This is a genomic window from Bacillus sp. Marseille-P3661 (genome assembly GCF_900240995.1).
Classification (GTDB): Bacteria; Bacillota; Bacilli; order Bacillales; family Bacillaceae_J; genus OESV01.
The window spans coordinates 356,503-372,307 of sequence record NZ_LT965954.1; the positions used below are offsets into that span (position 1 = coordinate 356,503).

The 15,805-nt window shown below is 33.5% G+C and carries 22 protein-coding genes; 9 read left to right on the forward strand and 13 right to left on the reverse strand.

Going from position 1 to position 15,805, the window contains the following annotated elements:
- Positions 1-59: 59 nt before the first annotated feature.
- Positions 60-1,238 (forward strand): M20 family metallopeptidase, encoded by a 1,179-nt coding sequence (locus tag C1724_RS12705; protein ID WP_102347140.1) that lies wholly within the window; start codon positions 60-62, stop codon positions 1,236-1,238.
- Positions 1,239-1,271: 33 nt separating this feature from the next.
- On the opposite strand, the gene C1724_RS12710 is transcribed toward C1724_RS12705, so the two are convergent.
- Both C1724_RS12710 and C1724_RS12715 read right to left on the reverse strand, forming a co-directional pair.
- The gene (locus tag C1724_RS12710; protein WP_102347141.1) at positions 1,272-1,682 is read right to left on the reverse strand and encodes a hypothetical protein; all 411 of its coding nucleotides are present in this window, start codon (positions 1,680-1,682) and stop codon (positions 1,272-1,274) included.
- 119 nt (positions 1,683-1,801) lie between these two features.
- Positions 1,802-2,734, reverse strand: a complete 933-nt coding sequence (locus C1724_RS12715; RefSeq protein ID WP_102347142.1) for a stalk domain-containing protein — start codon at positions 2,732-2,734, stop codon at positions 1,802-1,804.
- A gap of 144 nt (positions 2,735-2,878) precedes the next feature.
- Between C1724_RS12715 and C1724_RS12720 the strand changes: the two genes are divergently transcribed.
- Entirely contained in the window at positions 2,879-3,151 is a 273-nt protein-coding gene (locus tag C1724_RS12720) for an alpha/beta-type small acid-soluble spore protein (RefSeq protein WP_102347143.1), read from the forward strand.
- A 14-nt stretch (positions 3,152-3,165) separates the two neighbouring features.
- On the opposite strand, the gene C1724_RS12725 is transcribed toward C1724_RS12720, so the two are convergent.
- The 3 genes from C1724_RS12725 to C1724_RS12735 are packed head-to-tail and all read right to left on the reverse strand — an operon-like array spanning position 3,166 to position 4,527.
- A complete protein-coding gene (locus C1724_RS12725; protein WP_102347144.1) occupies positions 3,166-3,669 on the reverse strand; it encodes a hypothetical protein in 504 nt (167 codons plus the stop codon).
- Positions 3,666-3,878 (reverse strand): hypothetical protein, encoded by a 213-nt coding sequence (locus C1724_RS12730; protein WP_102347145.1) that lies wholly within the window; start codon positions 3,876-3,878, stop codon positions 3,666-3,668. Before C1724_RS12730 ends, C1724_RS12725 begins: the two co-directional genes overlap by 4 nt.
- A 1-nt stretch (position 3,879) precedes the next feature.
- On the reverse strand, positions 3,880-4,527 hold the full coding sequence (locus C1724_RS12735) for a phosphatase PAP2 family protein (protein ID WP_102347146.1): 648 nt from the start codon (positions 4,525-4,527) through the stop codon (positions 3,880-3,882).
- Between the two features lie 137 nt (positions 4,528-4,664).
- Between C1724_RS12735 and C1724_RS12740 the strand changes: the two genes are divergently transcribed.
- From C1724_RS12740 to C1724_RS12750, 3 genes are all read left to right on the forward strand, one after another.
- Complete coding sequence (locus C1724_RS12740; protein ID WP_102347147.1) at positions 4,665-5,294, forward strand: NUDIX hydrolase; 630 nt, start codon at positions 4,665-4,667, stop codon at positions 5,292-5,294.
- A gap of 124 nt (positions 5,295-5,418) precedes the next feature.
- Positions 5,419-6,207: an HAD family hydrolase gene (locus C1724_RS12745; protein ID WP_102347148.1), complete on the forward strand. Its 789-nt coding sequence runs from the start codon at positions 5,419-5,421 to the stop codon at positions 6,205-6,207.
- Between the two features lie 305 nt (positions 6,208-6,512).
- The gene (locus tag C1724_RS12750; RefSeq protein ID WP_102347149.1) at positions 6,513-8,645 is read left to right on the forward strand and encodes an ATP-dependent Clp protease ATP-binding subunit; all 2,133 of its coding nucleotides are present in this window, start codon (positions 6,513-6,515) and stop codon (positions 8,643-8,645) included.
- An 89-nt stretch (positions 8,646-8,734) separates the two neighbouring features.
- Here the strand turns inward: C1724_RS12750 and C1724_RS12755 are convergent, their stop codons facing one another.
- Positions 8,735-9,046: a DUF5634 family protein gene (locus C1724_RS12755; RefSeq protein WP_102347150.1), complete on the reverse strand. Its 312-nt coding sequence runs from the start codon at positions 9,044-9,046 to the stop codon at positions 8,735-8,737.
- 42 nt (positions 9,047-9,088) lie between these two features.
- A complete protein-coding gene (locus C1724_RS12760; RefSeq protein WP_102347151.1) occupies positions 9,089-10,339 on the reverse strand; it encodes a DHH family phosphoesterase in 1,251 nt (416 codons plus the stop codon).
- Between the two features lie 247 nt (positions 10,340-10,586).
- On the opposite strand from C1724_RS12760, the gene C1724_RS12765 reads away from it, so the two are divergent.
- Together C1724_RS12765 and C1724_RS12770 are read left to right on the forward strand one after the other, a co-directional pair.
- Entirely contained in the window at positions 10,587-10,784 is a 198-nt protein-coding gene (locus tag C1724_RS12765; protein WP_102347152.1) for a hypothetical protein, read from the forward strand.
- Positions 10,785-10,906: 122 nt separating this feature from the next.
- Positions 10,907-11,110 carry a hypothetical protein gene (locus C1724_RS12770; RefSeq protein ID WP_102347153.1) on the forward strand — a complete coding sequence of 68 codons (204 nt, stop codon included), beginning with the start codon at positions 10,907-10,909 and terminating at the stop codon, positions 11,108-11,110.
- A 59-nt stretch (positions 11,111-11,169) separates the two neighbouring features.
- Here the strand turns inward: C1724_RS12770 and C1724_RS12775 are convergent, their stop codons facing one another.
- The 3 genes from C1724_RS12775 to C1724_RS12785 form a co-directional block, all read right to left on the reverse strand.
- Complete coding sequence (locus C1724_RS12775; protein ID WP_102347154.1) at positions 11,170-11,652, reverse strand: DUF456 domain-containing protein; 483 nt, start codon at positions 11,650-11,652, stop codon at positions 11,170-11,172.
- A 64-nt stretch (positions 11,653-11,716) separates the two neighbouring features.
- Positions 11,717-12,016 carry a hypothetical protein gene (locus C1724_RS12780; RefSeq protein ID WP_102347155.1) on the reverse strand — a complete coding sequence of 100 codons (300 nt, stop codon included), beginning with the start codon at positions 12,014-12,016 and terminating at the stop codon, positions 11,717-11,719.
- 204 nt (positions 12,017-12,220) lie between these two features.
- Positions 12,221-12,409: a hypothetical protein gene (locus C1724_RS12785; RefSeq protein WP_102347156.1), complete on the reverse strand. Its 189-nt coding sequence runs from the start codon at positions 12,407-12,409 to the stop codon at positions 12,221-12,223.
- A 173-nt stretch (positions 12,410-12,582) separates the two neighbouring features.
- Between C1724_RS12785 and C1724_RS12790 the strand changes: the two genes are divergently transcribed.
- A complete protein-coding gene (locus C1724_RS12790; protein ID WP_102347157.1) occupies positions 12,583-13,695 on the forward strand; it encodes a molybdopterin-dependent oxidoreductase in 1,113 nt (370 codons plus the stop codon).
- Entirely contained in the window at positions 13,682-14,404 is a 723-nt protein-coding gene (locus tag C1724_RS12795; RefSeq protein WP_102347158.1) for a hypothetical protein, read from the forward strand. The genes C1724_RS12790 and C1724_RS12795 overlap by 14 nt, the downstream gene beginning before the upstream one ends.
- A 31-nt stretch (positions 14,405-14,435) precedes the next feature.
- Here the strand turns inward: C1724_RS12795 and C1724_RS12800 are convergent, their stop codons facing one another.
- From C1724_RS12800 to C1724_RS12805, 3 genes are all read right to left on the reverse strand, one after another.
- Positions 14,436-15,116, reverse strand: a complete 681-nt coding sequence (locus tag C1724_RS12800; protein ID WP_102347159.1) for a serine/threonine protein kinase — start codon at positions 15,114-15,116, stop codon at positions 14,436-14,438.
- 207 nt (positions 15,117-15,323) lie between these two features.
- Positions 15,324-15,482, reverse strand: a complete 159-nt coding sequence (locus C1724_RS25610) for a hypothetical protein (protein WP_180994256.1) — start codon at positions 15,480-15,482, stop codon at positions 15,324-15,326.
- 11 nt (positions 15,483-15,493) lie between these two features.
- Positions 15,494-15,715, reverse strand: a complete 222-nt coding sequence (locus tag C1724_RS12805) for a hypothetical protein (RefSeq protein WP_102347160.1) — start codon at positions 15,713-15,715, stop codon at positions 15,494-15,496.
- Positions 15,716-15,805: the final 90 nt, after the last annotated feature.

Sequence of the window (15,805 nt, forward strand, 5' to 3'; positions counted from 1 at the left end):
TGAATTGTTTTTTTTAGATATAATTTTATAACATGTATTTTATGAAGGGGGCTATACTATTGAAACTTTTATTTGAAAGATTAGAAAACTTATATAATGAGATGGTTGATATCCGCCGTTATCTCCATCAGTATCCAGAGCTCTCATTTGAAGAAGTAAAGACACCCAAATATATTGCAGCATACCATGCAAAATTAGGTCATGATGTTCGAACTAATGTAGGCGGGCGCGGCGTAGTCGCCACCCTGAAAGGAAAGTTGCCTGGCCCAACTGTTGCACTTCGTGCTGATTTTGATGCTCTTCCTATCCAAGAAGAAAACGAAACACCTTATAAATCCAAAATTGATGGTGTTATGCATGCATGTGGTCATGACGGACATACTGCTACATTGCTAGTCCTTGCAAAAGTCTTAAATAGTATGAAAGACGAAATTTCTGGAAGTATTGTTTTCATCCACCAACATGCAGAGGAGGTAGCACCTGGCGGAGCGATTGAGATGATTCAAGATGGATGCCTTTCAGGAGTAGACGCTATCTTCGGAACCCATCTCTGGGCAACCATTCCTTTAGGAGATATTACATATCGAAGTGGCGCCTTTATGGCTGCTACAGATAAATTTAAAATTAAAATTCAGGGGCAAGGTGGTCATGGAGCACAACCTCATCTTTGCAAAGACTCTATAGTTGTCGGTTCACAGCTAGTCATGAATTTACAACAAATAGTCAGTCGAAGAATTGATCCTTTAGAACCCGCTGTAGTATCCGTTGCTGCTTTCGAAGCTAAGAATGCTTATAATGTCATAGCAGACTCTGCTGAACTGCTTGGTACCGTAAGAGCCTTTGATGAAGGTGTTCGAAAGAAAATAGAGGAAGAAATTGACGTAATAACTAAAGGCACTTGTCTCAGTGCAGATGTTTCTTATACGTATTCATATGAGAGGGGCTTTCCTGCAGTTATTAATCATGAACAAGAAACTTTGTTTTTGGCGAATGTGGCAAAAACAATTCCAACTATAAAAAGAGTATACGAAATTCCTCCAATGATGGGGGGAGAAGATTTTGCATATTATTTACAACATGTTAAAGGTTCTTTTTTCTTTACAGGGGCTATGAATCCCGATTGGAGTACTGCTTATCCACACCACCATCCTAAATTCGATATTGACGAACGTGCTATGTTGCATGCAGCAAAAACACTTGGCGCTGTCGCCTTGAATTATTTAAGAGAAAATATATAAAAAGCTGAGGAATCGGTCCCCAGCTTCTTTTTATTAACGTGTTGTTCCTGTTCTAGTTGTTCCGCCCACACCGTTTCCATTGCCGCCATTTCTATTGGTATCGACATCAAATAATCCATCATTACCATTGTTGTCATTAACATCAAATAATCCATCGTTACCATTATTGTTATTGACGTCAAATAACCCATCATTGTTGTTGCCATTTCCGTCAAATAGACCGTTATTATCTTCCATATTACCTACACCATTATTTCTTGTATTCGTGTTCGTTGGACCTACGCGATTATCATTGTTATAGTAACGTACGTTTTCTGTGTTAAAACCATTGTTATCGTTACGAACACCCATAGGATCATTATTATTATTATCGGCAGCACCACAACCGGTTAGAAGCCCTAATGACATTAAAGAAGATGAAACGAAAAGCAATGTTTTTTTCATATTATTTTTCCCTCCATATAATTGTTTTTCGTTTACATACTTTAATATGCCCACAATTGTATGGAGTAGTAAGAGGATCTGTAATTACCTTCTGCCAAGAATGGATATAGTTTACAATGTTACTTAGTGAAACGATGACTTCCAATATCTATAACAACTTCACGATTTGCCAAGAAAGCGTTTGTAGTTTTACCAGGATTGAAAAAGTATAGCGAATCTCCGACTGGCATATCACCTTGCACTGCTTTTGTTGCAGCATCAATTGCACTATTTGAAGGAGTAACTTCATGAATTCTTCCTGTTGTTACAGGTGTAAATTGTCCGGCTTGTAAGATAACTTCCTCAATAGTATTTGGAAATCGAGGGTCTGCAACACGATTTAAAATCACATTACCAATTGCAACCTGTGCCTTAAATGATTCCCCTTCAGCTTCCGCTTGAATTAGCTTAGCAAGAAGTTCTAGCTCCTTATTACTTTGCATCGCCTGAGGTATTATAACCTTTAATTTTGTTCCAGGATTGATAATACCGTTTTCTAGGTTATTCCGTTCCTTCAATAAGCCTACCGTTGTATTAAAGGATTTGCTAATAGCAGCAAGGCTATCACCTTGTTGAACCTCATACAAGGGAACAGAAGTCAGTTTAATTTTATTATGTTCATCTATCCATTTTACTTCCATATGCATAAATTCTGATACATGACGAACTGGCAAATACGCACGATCATAACGTATCATTGGTGCTACATCTAAATTATACATCGAATTGTTCACTTTTACTTTCCTGCTATTAATAAAGAAAGTGACTGTATCGTTAACAGGAGTCTGTATCTTTACAGTTCGATTAACATCATTCCATTCAACAGCCGCTCCTAGTTGCTCACCAATAAAACGGACTGGCACATAAAGTCGTCCATTATCAATAAAGAGCGGTTCTTGAAAAGAAACATGTTGTTCATTAACAATTATCGTATAATTAGTATTTGCTATTATGTTATTAGGAATCAATGATATTAAAAACATAATAGTTACTAGTGTTTTTATGATCTTCATATCAATTCTCCATCATATTTATTTGTGAAAATTTTAACATTATCATAGCTTACAGTTCATTAGTAGATAATTGGTCCAATTACCAAATTGAGTAATTTTTATAATGCTGATTTTGGGAAAAATATTATTATGGAGGGATGAAAAATGGGTAGAAATAGAAAACTTCTTGTACCGGGAGCTCGACAACAAGTAAATAATCTAAAAGATCAAGTCATGCAAAAACAAGGCTTTCAGGGGGGGCAAGACCTCAAATATGAAGTAGCCGATGAGTTAGGTATTCAGCTTAATAAAGGCTATAATGGCAACATTAGAGCAAACGAAGCTGGGAAAATTGGTGGGAAAATTGGCGGAAATATGGTTAAAGAAATGATTAGAATGGCGGAACAACAACTTGCTCAAAACAATAAGAGAGGTTAATTAGTATACCTCTCTTACATTTTCCAACTAATTGATGGGTCTACAGACGTTTTAACCCCCGATATAATGGGTTCTGAATTATTTTTACCAACCAAAATGGATAGGTTATAATGTTTATATAAATCTCCAAGTTCACCTGCTTCAACAGGCCTTCCTCCATTTGCAAATGAGGATAAATGTTGGGCAGCTCTTTCACCAATGCTTACAGCCGCGTGGCTAGTAATTTGTTCGTTGACAAGAATTGATATCGTAATATTCATGCTATCAGTGTGTATTCTCGAATCTTTAACACCTTTTTCCTGATTAATCAAAGATTGAACAATATTAATCGTTTCTTCCCTTATTTCCAGCGGTGGCTGACTGTTCTGTTCTAATGCAACAAATTTTCTTTGATCATACTCTACTTTTTCAGTTATATCATGTACTTGATTCTCTACATTCGCCTGATAATCTGGATTGCTCGCATTACATCCTGTAAGAAAAATCAACGCAAATAGTAAGCCGCCAGCTTTATTCATTCCATATCACCTACTTTTGTTTCGTTAATTTCTTTTTCTAACGCATTAATAATAATTTGTTTTATTTCTAATTCCTGTACTAACGTTTCCCTTACTTTATTTGCAGGGATTAATGAAATAGCTTGCTGCAATTCACTTGCATATTCATTATTAGCGTTGAGTTCAGCTAATAATACCTTCAACTTATTTTGCTTATTTTCAGCGCTCATATTAGGCACCTCCATTTCTAGTTTCTAGTAAATACTGAAATTTATGCAATATAAGCACCGTAAATATAAGCCAGCTAAATCCCATAAAAAAACCACCAATTACATCACTAGGATAATGAACACCCAGGTAAATTCTACTAAGTCCAATTAAAAATATTAATGTCCCTATTGAAATTTGAATGCAGTAACATAGTGTTTTATTATAGTTAAGAGTGCGGCAAATTAAATAAGCAATGAATCCATAATAAGCTGTTGATATCATTGCATGTCCACTTGGAAAACTATATCCAGTAACATCTACTATATGTTCAATAACAGGTCTTTCTCTAACAAATTGTTCTTTTAAAAATCGATTTAAAACCTGAGCCCCGATTAAATTTATTAGTAAAATTGGTGGAAATAAAGTTTCTTTCCTTATTAACCAATAAATAGCAAGCAATAGAAAAATAGGATATTCAATCTTATACGACCCGATATGTGTAATAATGATAAGCAATTCTGTCAGCCAATCGGTTTTAAAGCTCTGTATATAGCTTGTACCGTACGTATCAATCAATATAAAGTTATGAGTAATTACCCCAAAACTAGTAACGATAAATAGACTAATGGTTACACTCATTAATACCACTAAACGAGTATTGCCTATCATTTATATCAGTCCTTTTGGAAATCTATTGTTACAATATTGTTTGTCTTTTCCATTAAAAATATAAAAATATGTTAAAATAAGTTAAACAATGATCAAAAATTTAACTATTGGACATTTTGAGTAAAGGATTGGAGTAGATGGATCAAAAGGAGCTATATGAACGTATCACTTCATTAAAACATCGAAAACCCTCAATTTTCGAAAATAATCAGTTAAATCAATTTTCAATTTTCTTACCTCTAATCAAAGTAGGTGCTGAGTATCATATATTGTTTGAGATTAGATCTAAGGAACTAAGGCGACAACCAGGAGAAACTTGTTTTCCAGGCGGGCGTTTAGATTCAAATGGAGAAAGCAGCCAAGATGCAGCAATTAGGGAAACATGTGAAGAACTTGGAATTCTAAGCAATGAACTCCAACTAATGGGGGCTTTAGACTATCTCCTATCACCCTTTGGTACGGTAATCTATCCGTATTTTGGTTGGATTAAAAAGGATTTGAATGAGCTATCACCAAATACTGCAGAAGTAGGGTCTATTTTTACAATTCCCATTTCATATCTCATCAAAAATGAGCCTGAAGTTTATAAAATTCATTTTGATGTAAAACCTGAAGAAAACTTTCCTTTTCACCTTGTTCCAGGTGGAAAAAATTATAATTGGCGGCCTAGAGAAATGAATGAGCTCTTCTACCGGTATGAAGATAAAGTTGTTTGGGGATTAACAGCTAGAATTTTACATCACTTCCTAAACCTGATAAAAAGCTAGCACTATACGTAAAATTTAGAATTAACTATTTACTAGATTTATTTTTATTTGTATTGTAGTGATAAGAAAAAAATTTTGTTATATTTGCAACATACAAAAAAGTAATGTAGAGGAGAAGTAATCAATGTTAAAAGCTATTTTCTTTGATCTAGATGATACACTTCTTTGGGATCAAAAGAGTGTTAAAGAAGCCTTTGTAGCAACATGTAAAAAGGCTCAAGAAAAATATGATATTGATCCTGAGAAACTTGAAGATGCTGTTCGTGGTGCAGCTAGAGAACTGTACAGCTCATACGAAACATATCCATTCACACAAATGATCGGGATTAATCCTTTCGAAGGTCTTTGGGGTAACTTCTTAGACGATGAGGAAAATTTTAAAAAAATGAGCAAAATTGTTCCGTTATATCGAAAAGATGCATGGACGAATGGACTAAAAGCACTTGGAATAGATAATGAGGAATTCGGCAGTACCCTCGCGGAACTTTTTCCAGTTATGCGTCAACAAAATCCTTTTGTATACGAAGAAACTTTTGAAATACTAGATGCCTTAAAGGATACATACAAACTTCTTCTTCTTACTAATGGATCTCCTGATTTACAGAACACAAAATTAAAATTAACGCCAGAACTAGTCCCGTATTTCGAGCAAATCATTATTTCTGGGGATGTTGGTCGTGGGAAACCAGATCCTGCTATGTTTGAACATGCACTAAAATTAATGAATATCGAGAATAATGAAGCTATCATGGTTGGAGATAATTTACTTACTGATATTTTAGGTGCTTCACGCGTTGGTATAAAATCAGTTTGGATTAATAGACATGGTAAAGAAAGAATACAAGATATTAATCCTGATTTCGAAATTAAACATTTACAGGAACTATTCCCAATCATTGAATCACTTAACTAATTTTAAAAAGCTAAAAAGAGAACACTGCATATCCAACATGTCAAAAGGCCAAATCGGAGGATTTGGTCTTTTTTAGCCTCATTTAAGTTGAATTATTCCCGTCCATTCTAATTCGTTGTACTCCTTCTTTTGACTAATATACTGAAACCTTGTCTGGCTATTTACCAAAAAACTAAATAAAAATCCTAATCGAACCTTGACCTTTTTTGACCTATCAATTATCATATAGTCATAAGGTCAAAGTTAGTCAAAGTCAAAAAATGCTGATCAACTTAAATTTAAACTATTAAAGGAGGATACTTTCGATGATTTGTCAAATTTGCAATCAAAACGCGGCAACTATTCAAATGAATTTTAGAGTGAATCAACGTCAGCAACAGCTAAATTTATGCCATGATTGTTATACTAAGGAGAAAGTCAAATTCAATATTCCAAGCGGCTTTAGTGGATTTGGGAATTCTCCTTTAGATGAATTGTGGAATAATTTTAATAAAAGTAAAGGATATGCTCAATCAAATTCCCCAGATTCAAACAAACAGTCTAAATCAAATGGATTTTTAGTTCAATATGGAAGAAATTTAACTCATGCTGCCAAGGCAGGATTAATAGATCCTGTGATTGGCCGTGACAAGGAAGTTAACCGTGTAATCGAAATATTAAATCGTCGAAACAAAAATAACCCAGTGTTAATTGGTGAACCTGGTGTTGGTAAAACTGCTATTGTTGAAGGATTGGCCCTAAAAATTACAGAAGGCCAAGTACCAAATAAATTATTAAATAAAGAAGTTTACTTGCTCGATGTTGCGTCACTTGTTGCCAACACCGGTATACGTGGTCAATTTGAAGAACGCATGAAACAACTTATTTCAGAACTTCAATCTCGAAAAAATATTATTCTATTCATAGATGAAATACATTTACTAGTAGGTGCAGGATCCGCAGAAGGATCCATGGACGCCGGTAACATTTTAAAACCAGCACTAGCTCGGGGAGAACTACAATTAGTTGGTGCAACTACATTAAAAGAATATCGCCAAATTGAAAAAGATGCTGCCCTTGAGCGTCGTTTCCAACCAGTGATTGTCAATGAACCAACAGTGGCACAAGCTATCGACATACTAAAGGGAATTCAATCAAAATATGAAACATATCACGAAGTGAATTATAGTAATGAAGCGATTGAGGCTTGCGTGACTTTGTCTCACCGTTATATTCAAGATCGATTCCTACCTGATAAAGCGATTGATCTATTAGATGAAGCAGGTTCAAAAATTAACCTTAAAACGAATAATAAAACCAATACCTCAACAATCGAAGAGCGCCTTGTAGAAATTACAAAGAAAAAAGAACAAGCTGCTATAGAAGAAAATTATGAATTAGCTGCAAAACTTCGACAGGAAGAACTTAAGCTAGAAACACAGTTGAACGCTACCATCCAAGATGAAAAACCAATTGTAACTGTCAATGATATTCAAGCTATCATTGAAGAAAAAACAGGTATTCCCGTTGGAAAGCTACAACTAGATGAACAAAAAAAAATGAAAAATCTTATTACTACTCTCTCTACGAAAGTAATTGGGCAAGAAGATGCAGTTCAAAAGGTTGCAAAGGCTATTCGTCGTAGTAGAGCGGGTCTAAAAGCCAAAAATCGTCCAATTGGATCGTTTCTTTTTGTTGGACCTACAGGTGTAGGTAAAACCGAATTAACTAAAACATTAGCTGAAGAATTATTCGGATCAAAAGAAAGTATGATACGCTTAGATATGAGTGAATTTATGGAAAAACACTCAGTATCAAAACTAATTGGTTCTCCGCCAGGCTACGTAGGGCATGATGAGGCAGGCCAATTAACTGAGAAAATCCGCCGGAACCCATATAGTATTATCCTGTTAGATGAAATTGAAAAAGCACATCCAGATGTACAGCATATGTTTTTACAAATACTCGAGGACGGACGGTTAACAGACAGTCAAGGACGTACTGTAAGCTTTAAAGATTCAGTTATTATTATGACAAGCAATGCTGGCGTAGGCCATAAGAAAGTAACGGTTGGCTTTGAGAAAGACGATAGTGCAGCAACACAAGAAAGCAACCTATTAGAATCATTAGGCAACTTCTTTAAGCCCGAATTTCTAAATCGCTTTGATAGTATAGTTGAATTCAAAGCACTTGAAAAAGAACACTTATTAGAAATTGTTGATTTAATGCTTATTGAATTACAAAATATGCTGCAGGAACAAAATATTACATTTGAAATCGATACTGATGTGAAGGAAAAATTAGTGGAGCTAGGCTATCACAGCTTATTTGGAGCAAGACCATTACGAAGAGTAATCCAAGACCAGCTTGAAGATCGAATCACTGATTTATTATTAGACAAGCAAGATCTCTCAGTCCTTCATGCTAAGTTAATGAACGACGAAATTATCGTCGAGTAGATCGAAAAGCGAGCATTGGCTAAAGACTGCAATTCTGCTTAATCTTAAATAAAGCCCCGGCTGTCATGAACCAGCCGGGGCTTTTTGCTCTAATGCTTTATATTTTCTTCAATTCGATTAAATACTTCATCCAAGGATTTAATATTTTTCTCTTCATGATCATCTAACTGAATCGTCCAATTCGTATCTTTTACCGCCAAATTCCCTTGTTCATTCTTTACATATGGAAGATTAATAATAAAAAAATTATCCTTTTTCTCAATACTATAGCCTATATAATAATTTTCATCCTCACCTTGTTCTTCATAAATTCCAATGCTATCTAGATCATACTGTTGCATTAGTGGTTGTAGTGACTTTTGCATTTCATCTAATATGCTTTCTCTATTTTTATATTCCATTGCTTATGATTCTCCTTTCATATCAACAGAAACTTTGATAAACTAACTTTCCTTAGTATTTGTCATAATCTTGGTCATTTCATTTGCAAAATTACTTCGCAGCTGTTCTTCTGAAATTTTATGTTTTGTCGAGATTTGTTTAAGTACTTCATTATCATATTGTAAGGATGCCATAAATTCTCTTTTAATAAAATTCTCAGCGTCATTAAAACTCTCAAAAACTTGCTCTAACAAAGTATTATTTTGGGTAATTGTCCACATCTCATCACTATTTTTATGGATAGCAATAATATCTTTTGCCGAAGTTTCATACCAAGTGCCAAATTCAGATTCTTTCGTATTGTATTGATTGAACTCCGGATCCGGTTTAATTGGTTCCATTTCAAATACATCCACAACAAATGTTTTGAATGTTTCTGGTGTTAATGAACAACCAGATGCTTTAGGGTGACCACCGCCGCCAAACGTACTAGCGAATTTTGAAACATCTACATGATCATGGATTGTCCGAAAACCCACAGATTTATTGCCCACATTAATAATAACTATCATATCTAAATGCGGATTTCGCTTATTTAAAGCATTTCCTAATTCTGAATGGTAGCTTTCAGCATGGACAATACCGACGCAAAAATCATTGATAAATGTTTGTATAAGTTGTCTATTTTTTGACCGTATATAACGCTCAATTTTTTTCTCTTCAACCTCTAGTAATAACGTTTCACCTTCAGTGAAAAAAAAGGAATCAGTCACTGCTGTCAAACGTTCTAGCATTTGTTCCTCAAATTGTTGTCTACCTATTATCGAAAATAGATCATTTAGTTGTTTTGCTACTAAATTTTCATTTTCTTCCCATTCCCATGTATCATATTGCCTGATCAATTCATTAAATTCATTTAAACTTTGCTCAGGAGTAATCAATTGTTTCTCTTTTAAATAATCATAAAATAAGGATGTTGCACTTGTTTTATGGCCTGTTTCATATTCAGGCTTAACAATACCCCATTCATATTTATTAAAGTGAAGGGCGGTTGCATGATGATCGATCATTTGGATATTTTTATTCTTCTTATAACGACCTTCAAAAGCCTTTTCATTTTCCTCATTTACCGAAAGATCTGTAATGTAAACCATTGCATTTATACCTTCCGGATTACTCAAGAACTTTTTTACACGGTAATTTAGATTTCGATATGTACAATATTCAACATCAACTTGTTCTCCAAATGCGATTTTCGCTAGTAAACTGCAGCCCATTCCATCGAGATCACTATCAGTAAAAAGTTTAATCATAACTTAATTCCTCCCATCTCCTAATCTTCCCTGTTTCTAAACAGTTTATTTCATAAATAGTAATAAATAAAGGGAAAGTTCAAATTCAAATGATTCTACATAAATAATTTAAGAAAAATTATAGTACATATAAAATATAGACTACTTATAATAATCTGACTGTTTTGAAAATTAACTAGATTTTAATCTTTTAGTGGTATATAATTCCTTTATTGTTGGAATTTTCATAAATTAAGGGGGAACTATTTTGGGTTCAGTAATGGGGTTGGTTATGATTGGGATTATTTTGTTTTATTTTGCTGTAATACCAATGCTTTTTGCCTACAATCTATGGCAAACTGTCCGATTTTTTCAACGAAAAAGTGTAATTGGGGGAAAAGGAATATTAATGGTTTCTAATGGTTTCTTACTTGGGACAGTTTGTTTAGTACTTACACTTTTCTAACATAAATATTGTAATTCAATCTAAAAGCGGAGGATGTTTACTTATAGTAGCACCCTCCTTTTTAATTTCTATTACATATAAGTTCAAGTATTTGAAAAATCTTATATAAAGGAGGTTAAATAATGCGAAAAGAAGAAGCAATACTTAATGGGAAATTAACTGGAACCATTGACGAAAAGTCAAAAACTAAACAAGTAGGTTCACAATTAATTGCTGATGAATATAATGGATTTGGTGAAGGCTTAGAAGCAATTCAGCAAACTTGGAGTGTTAATCCTGTGGACGAAGAAGAATATGATGGGACGATTGGGTACAAAGAGATATAAGAAAGAAAAAGCAAGGTAGAGGGAGTCTCCCCTCTACCTTGCCTTTTCATAAATGTACTTTATAGTACAACAACAATAAAATAAATAACCATTGCTAACTGAATAACAAATTTCATTCCCACACCTGCAAATAATCCAATAATAGAACCTAATCCTATTTTAAGTGTTTCTTTTAGAGACTTTCTATTTACTACATATTCCCCTACAATTGCTCCTATAAAAGGCCCGATAATAATTCCAAAAACCGGTATGATGAAGGGTCCAACTAACAAACCGATTGTACTTCCTACAATTGCTCCCTTTGAACCTCCATATTTTTTAATTCCTAAATAATTTGCAAGATAATCTGCAGCAAATAATAGACTAATGAACAGCAACTGAATCGACCAAAAAAGCCAAGTTAGAGGCTCAAAGCTAAAGAGAAAGCCATAAAGTAAATATGCAAGCAAGAGAAATAAAGCACTCGGGATGATTGGATAAATCAAACCTATAAACGAAATAATAATTACAGCACTAACTAGTATCCAATACAAAATTTCCACAGCAACTCATCCCTTCTAAATTAAGAAAAAACACTTACTCCATTTTGAGCAAGTGCATTTCTTTTTATACCAATATGGTATCGATTTGTAATTCTTTTAATGATTGATTAATTTTCCCTCGATGAAACCATATAAAATCTATTAATTCATCAATATCATTTAAGTATGTTTCGCTAAGATCGCAATAATATTCTCCTTTTCCATGTGTAGACCATATATCATCTTTTTTCATTAGTGTATATTGTCCACCCCTAATTTTATCAGCAAAGATAAAATAAAGTTTACTATTTTTATCATCAAAACTTGCTATCTCCTGGAATTTCTCTAAAAAATGTAAAGCATCTATTTTCTTTCTTATTATCATCACACACACTCCTCCTTTAGTTTTTTATATAAGCGAAAATATTGATTTATTATATACTTCGACAAATAAAAAGGAATCCTTGTTAAATAGGGTGAAAAATAAAAAAAAACTTCTCGATATAGTTCTCCAAAGTACAACAAAAAACACTTAGAATTCAACAAAAAAACTACTAATTTGTATTAGTAGCTCGAAAACAATCAACAATCAGTGGTTTAATACACGTTCTTTAACTTCTAAGCAGAGTTTATTGATAATTGAAATTGTATTATATTGATTTTTAACCCAAATTTTCTCTCTCTCAATGTTTACAACTTCACCGATTATAGTTTCAGCATAGCGCGAAAAATAAATGCTATTGGTTGTTACTTCCTGGCCAATCTTAATATTATCCATTCTTTCCTTCTCCCTTTATAATTAGAGTAAATAGTTTACTTTATTTTGTTTTCATTACCTGCATTTTACATTAAAATATTGGAAAGTGATCGAATTTTATTTATCAATTTTATGACGCTTTTTAATGCGCTTACATTTTGAGCTTTTAAATCAAAAATACATCGGAGGAACAAATGTTGAAAACTCAGCGGTTAATCCTTACACATCATCTTCATGCAGTTTTTTTACTTACCTTACTCATCACTGGATTAAGTTTATTAATTTCCCCCATGCGTGCTCAAATGAATGAATGGAATATACCGGTCGTTTCAATCCACATTTGGGTTGCTCTATTATACACCTTGCTTATTATTAGTCAGGCATTATATATCTGTTTGAGGTACCCTAAAAAACGGCCTCCAATAAAAAAATTTAATATATGGTTCAATATGCTCTTATTTAGCAGCTGGGTAGTATCTGGTACAATGATGTACTTTCATCACTATGTATCAGCATCACTAAGGAACACTGCTGTTATCATTCATGATTATAGCACTTGGATTATCATTCCCTGGGCTCTAACTCATATGATCGGTCATGCTGTTAACCTTAATCTTCCATGGCCCAAATGGTGGAAATATAATGAAAAACCTCCAGAATGGATTAGGGAAAACAATCTCGAAAGACGTGATTTCCTAAAGTCATTGATAACCTTAATTGCATTTCTATTTTTGGGTGGAATTATTAAATGGTTCTTGCCCGTTCTTTCAGTTGCCGGAAATGAAGTTAAACGTAGAGGATATTTTCGAATTTATAATGTGACAAACGAATACCCAAAGTATGTTGAAAATAACTGGTCATTAACTATTGACGGGCTTGTTAATCAGCCTTTAACTGTATCTTTAAAGGATTTAAGAGCCCTCAAGTGGGAAACTATTGTCGACGATTTCCATTGTGTAACCGGTTGGAGTGTAAGAAATGTTGAAATGAGGGGAGTAACAATAAAAAACCTATTTGAACACTTTAATATTCATCCACAAGGTACATATGTCACAGCATTTTCCGGTGATGAAATATACTTTGAAACATATAAACTATCCCAATTAGTGGACGAAAATGCGATGTTAGTTTTTGAAATGGATGGGTTGCCGCTTAAACAAATCCAAGGTTTTCCGTGTCGTCTTTATCATCCAGATATGTATGGTTACAAGTCATTAAAATGGTTGACTAAAATGACAATTGAAGAAAAACGAGATTTAGGCTATTGGCAACAAAGTGGGGGGTATGATTTAGATGGCTATTTATAGACCGATTAAAAAATGGCTCCTGCCTTTAGTGTTTGCTTTAATTGGATTAGCTATTTCTTTATCCTTCTTCCCCTCAAAACAAGACGCAATTTATAAGGAATGGACACGCTCATTAAATACACTTAATGATCAAGTTTACGAAGTGGAAACAAGTTTTATCGTGGACAACACTATTTATTCGGAAAGCAAAGGACATTGGAATGAGCCTTTAACTTATTATCAAGTTACAACACCATTTAACGACGGTACTTCATTTCAATTTGATGTATTTTTTACACCGGAAAAATTCTATATTCAATCCGGTGATGAATGGTCGTATGGGGATATGCCGCATCGAATATTAAATGAGTTTATTCCGCTAGACGATCCGTTTAACTGGATTGAAAATATCTTACAAGACGCTGATACAATAACAAAGCAAGCAACTAATTCGACAATTACCTATAAAGCGTTGTTTGAAGACTTCAGTGATATCGAATTCCGTGGTATACGTTTACAGAAACAAGAGAAAACATACTTAATTATGACAATTAATAACAATGGTGCTATAGGAATCACATTTGATGTAAAGCCTGTAAGACCAGATGATATTGGACTATTTACATCCTACCCTAAATCATTTACTTATAAGATTACATTAGTTGGAAATAGCGAGGAACAAAAGATTATACTGCCTAATGAAGCCTTAAATGCCAATCCGATAGAATAACCGGGTGGAGTGAACAGCTCCACCGCTTTTTTTACCAATTTCCTATTTTAAAAAGTTTCATAGTGTTGTTTACAAATTCATCATAATTAAAGGTTTTGGAATTTGCTTGTGAATACCATTTCCTTACTGTTTCTAACATCCATAACGGTATCTTTTTACCATCAATTAAGTGATAATAATCATAGTAAGCTTTTTTTAAATATTCCCATCTTCGATCATCCCCTAGTTTCATATACTCTGATACATCCACTATTTTTATTTTTTCTTCATACATCAAAATATTTTTCAAATGAATATCTCTTGGATTTAGTCCAATTTCATATACAAGTGCACGGGCATCATCTACAGCATGGAGCACGTTTGGTGGAATATGAGTTCCTTCAATTAAACAATCAAATAATGTACTACCTTTTTCATAGCTTAGTACAATATAATTGGATTTGGCATCAAAAAATTGAGGAAAATATGAGCCAAGGTTTTTCAATTTTAAATATACTTTTTGTTCCATCGCTAATTTCTCTAATTTATCATCAGCAAATATTTTATATGCATACTTCGGAGCATCCTTATGGCGGAAAACAGCTGCATCTGTGCCAGTACCTATGCATTGTAATTGATCAGTGTATATTGAAACTGTGACAGGTAAATTATTTTTATTAGATTTTATTACTACATGTTTTAAAGCAGCTTTGGCTACATCCCACTCATTCAATACTTAACACAACCTTTGGGGGTTTTAGAGAAAAATAATTAAACACCAAACAATGTTCATATCTTTAACAATATTTCTACTTTTAATTAAGTATAACAATAATCATTTTTTTAATTAGATTATCTCTAAAAAAAGAAGGTAAATCAATTGATTTACCCTCTATTTATACTTCTGTTCGATTATATTCATGCTCATTATTGAATTATATTAGGATTGATTCGATTGTAGCTCTGCAAATTCATTTCTTTCTCCACCATCAGATAATTCTTCAGCAAATCCCATTTCATTATTATAGTCTTCAATTGGATTACTTGTCCTTTTATCTGAGTATTGATCTTTTTCTTTTTCACGTTTATGTTGATTCATACTTTTCCTCCTTAGAAGACATCTCCTAAATCAACGTATGTTTGCAGTCGTTTTCGTTCTTCATCTCCTGTGAGCTTTTCATCTTTAATCATTTCAAAGGCCTTTTCCTCATCGGACATTGGTGGTTTCGTATACTGACCTTCGACTCCACTATTTTTGGCCATTAACAAGTCTGCTTGTGTTAAATTATTATTTAACGCAGCTTCTTCATTTAACTTTTCGTTCTTTGCCATTAGGAAAAACCCCTTTTTATTTATTTATTTATTTATAATTTGCTCTAATTACTTCAATTCATGCTTAATCGGTAGTGAAGTATATATTTA

Excerpts from the sequence above, each read along its gene's own strand:
- C1724_RS12720 (WP_102347143.1), top strand. The coding sequence starts at position 2,879 with ATGGGTAGAAATAGAAAACTTCTTGTACCGGGAGCTCGACAACAAGTA.
- C1724_RS12805 (WP_102347160.1), bottom strand. The coding sequence starts at position 15,715 with ATGGCAAAGAACGAAAAGTTAAATGAAGAAGCTGCGTTAAATAATAAT.
- C1724_RS12790 (WP_102347157.1), top strand. The coding sequence starts at position 12,583 with ATGTTGAAAACTCAGCGGTTAATCCTTACACATCATCTTCATGCAGTT.
- C1724_RS12750 (WP_102347149.1), top strand. The coding sequence starts at position 6,513 with ATGATTTGTCAAATTTGCAATCAAAACGCGGCAACTATTCAAATGAAT.
- C1724_RS12715 (WP_102347142.1), bottom strand. The coding sequence starts at position 2,734 with ATGAAGATCATAAAAACACTAGTAACTATTATGTTTTTAATATCATTG.
- C1724_RS12785 (WP_102347156.1), bottom strand. The coding sequence starts at position 12,409 with ATGGATAATATTAAGATTGGCCAGGAAGTAACAACCAATAGCATTTAT.
- C1724_RS12735 (WP_102347146.1), bottom strand. The coding sequence starts at position 4,527 with ATGATAGGCAATACTCGTTTAGTGGTATTAATGAGTGTAACCATTAGT.
- C1724_RS12780 (WP_102347155.1), bottom strand. The coding sequence starts at position 12,016 with ATGATAATAAGAAAGAAAATAGATGCTTTACATTTTTTAGAGAAATTC.
- C1724_RS12795 (WP_102347158.1), top strand. The coding sequence starts at position 13,682 with ATGGCTATTTATAGACCGATTAAAAAATGGCTCCTGCCTTTAGTGTTT.
- C1724_RS12755 (WP_102347150.1), bottom strand. The coding sequence starts at position 9,046 with ATGGAATATAAAAATAGAGAAAGCATATTAGATGAAATGCAAAAGTCA.
- C1724_RS12745 (WP_102347148.1), top strand. The coding sequence starts at position 5,419 with ATGTTAAAAGCTATTTTCTTTGATCTAGATGATACACTTCTTTGGGAT.
- C1724_RS12710 (WP_102347141.1), bottom strand. The coding sequence starts at position 1,682 with ATGAAAAAAACATTGCTTTTCGTTTCATCTTCTTTAATGTCATTAGGG.
- C1724_RS25610 (WP_180994256.1), bottom strand. The coding sequence starts at position 15,482 with ATGAATCAACATAAACGTGAAAAAGAAAAAGATCAATACTCAGATAAA.
- C1724_RS12730 (WP_102347145.1), bottom strand. The coding sequence starts at position 3,878 with ATGAGCGCTGAAAATAAGCAAAATAAGTTGAAGGTATTATTAGCTGAA.
- C1724_RS12725 (WP_102347144.1), bottom strand. The coding sequence starts at position 3,669 with ATGAATAAAGCTGGCGGCTTACTATTTGCGTTGATTTTTCTTACAGGA.
- C1724_RS12770 (WP_102347153.1), top strand. The coding sequence starts at position 10,907 with ATGCGAAAAGAAGAAGCAATACTTAATGGGAAATTAACTGGAACCATT.
- C1724_RS12740 (WP_102347147.1), top strand. The coding sequence starts at position 4,665 with ATGGATCAAAAGGAGCTATATGAACGTATCACTTCATTAAAACATCGA.
- C1724_RS12760 (WP_102347151.1), bottom strand. The coding sequence starts at position 10,339 with ATGATTAAACTTTTTACTGATAGTGATCTCGATGGAATGGGCTGCAGT.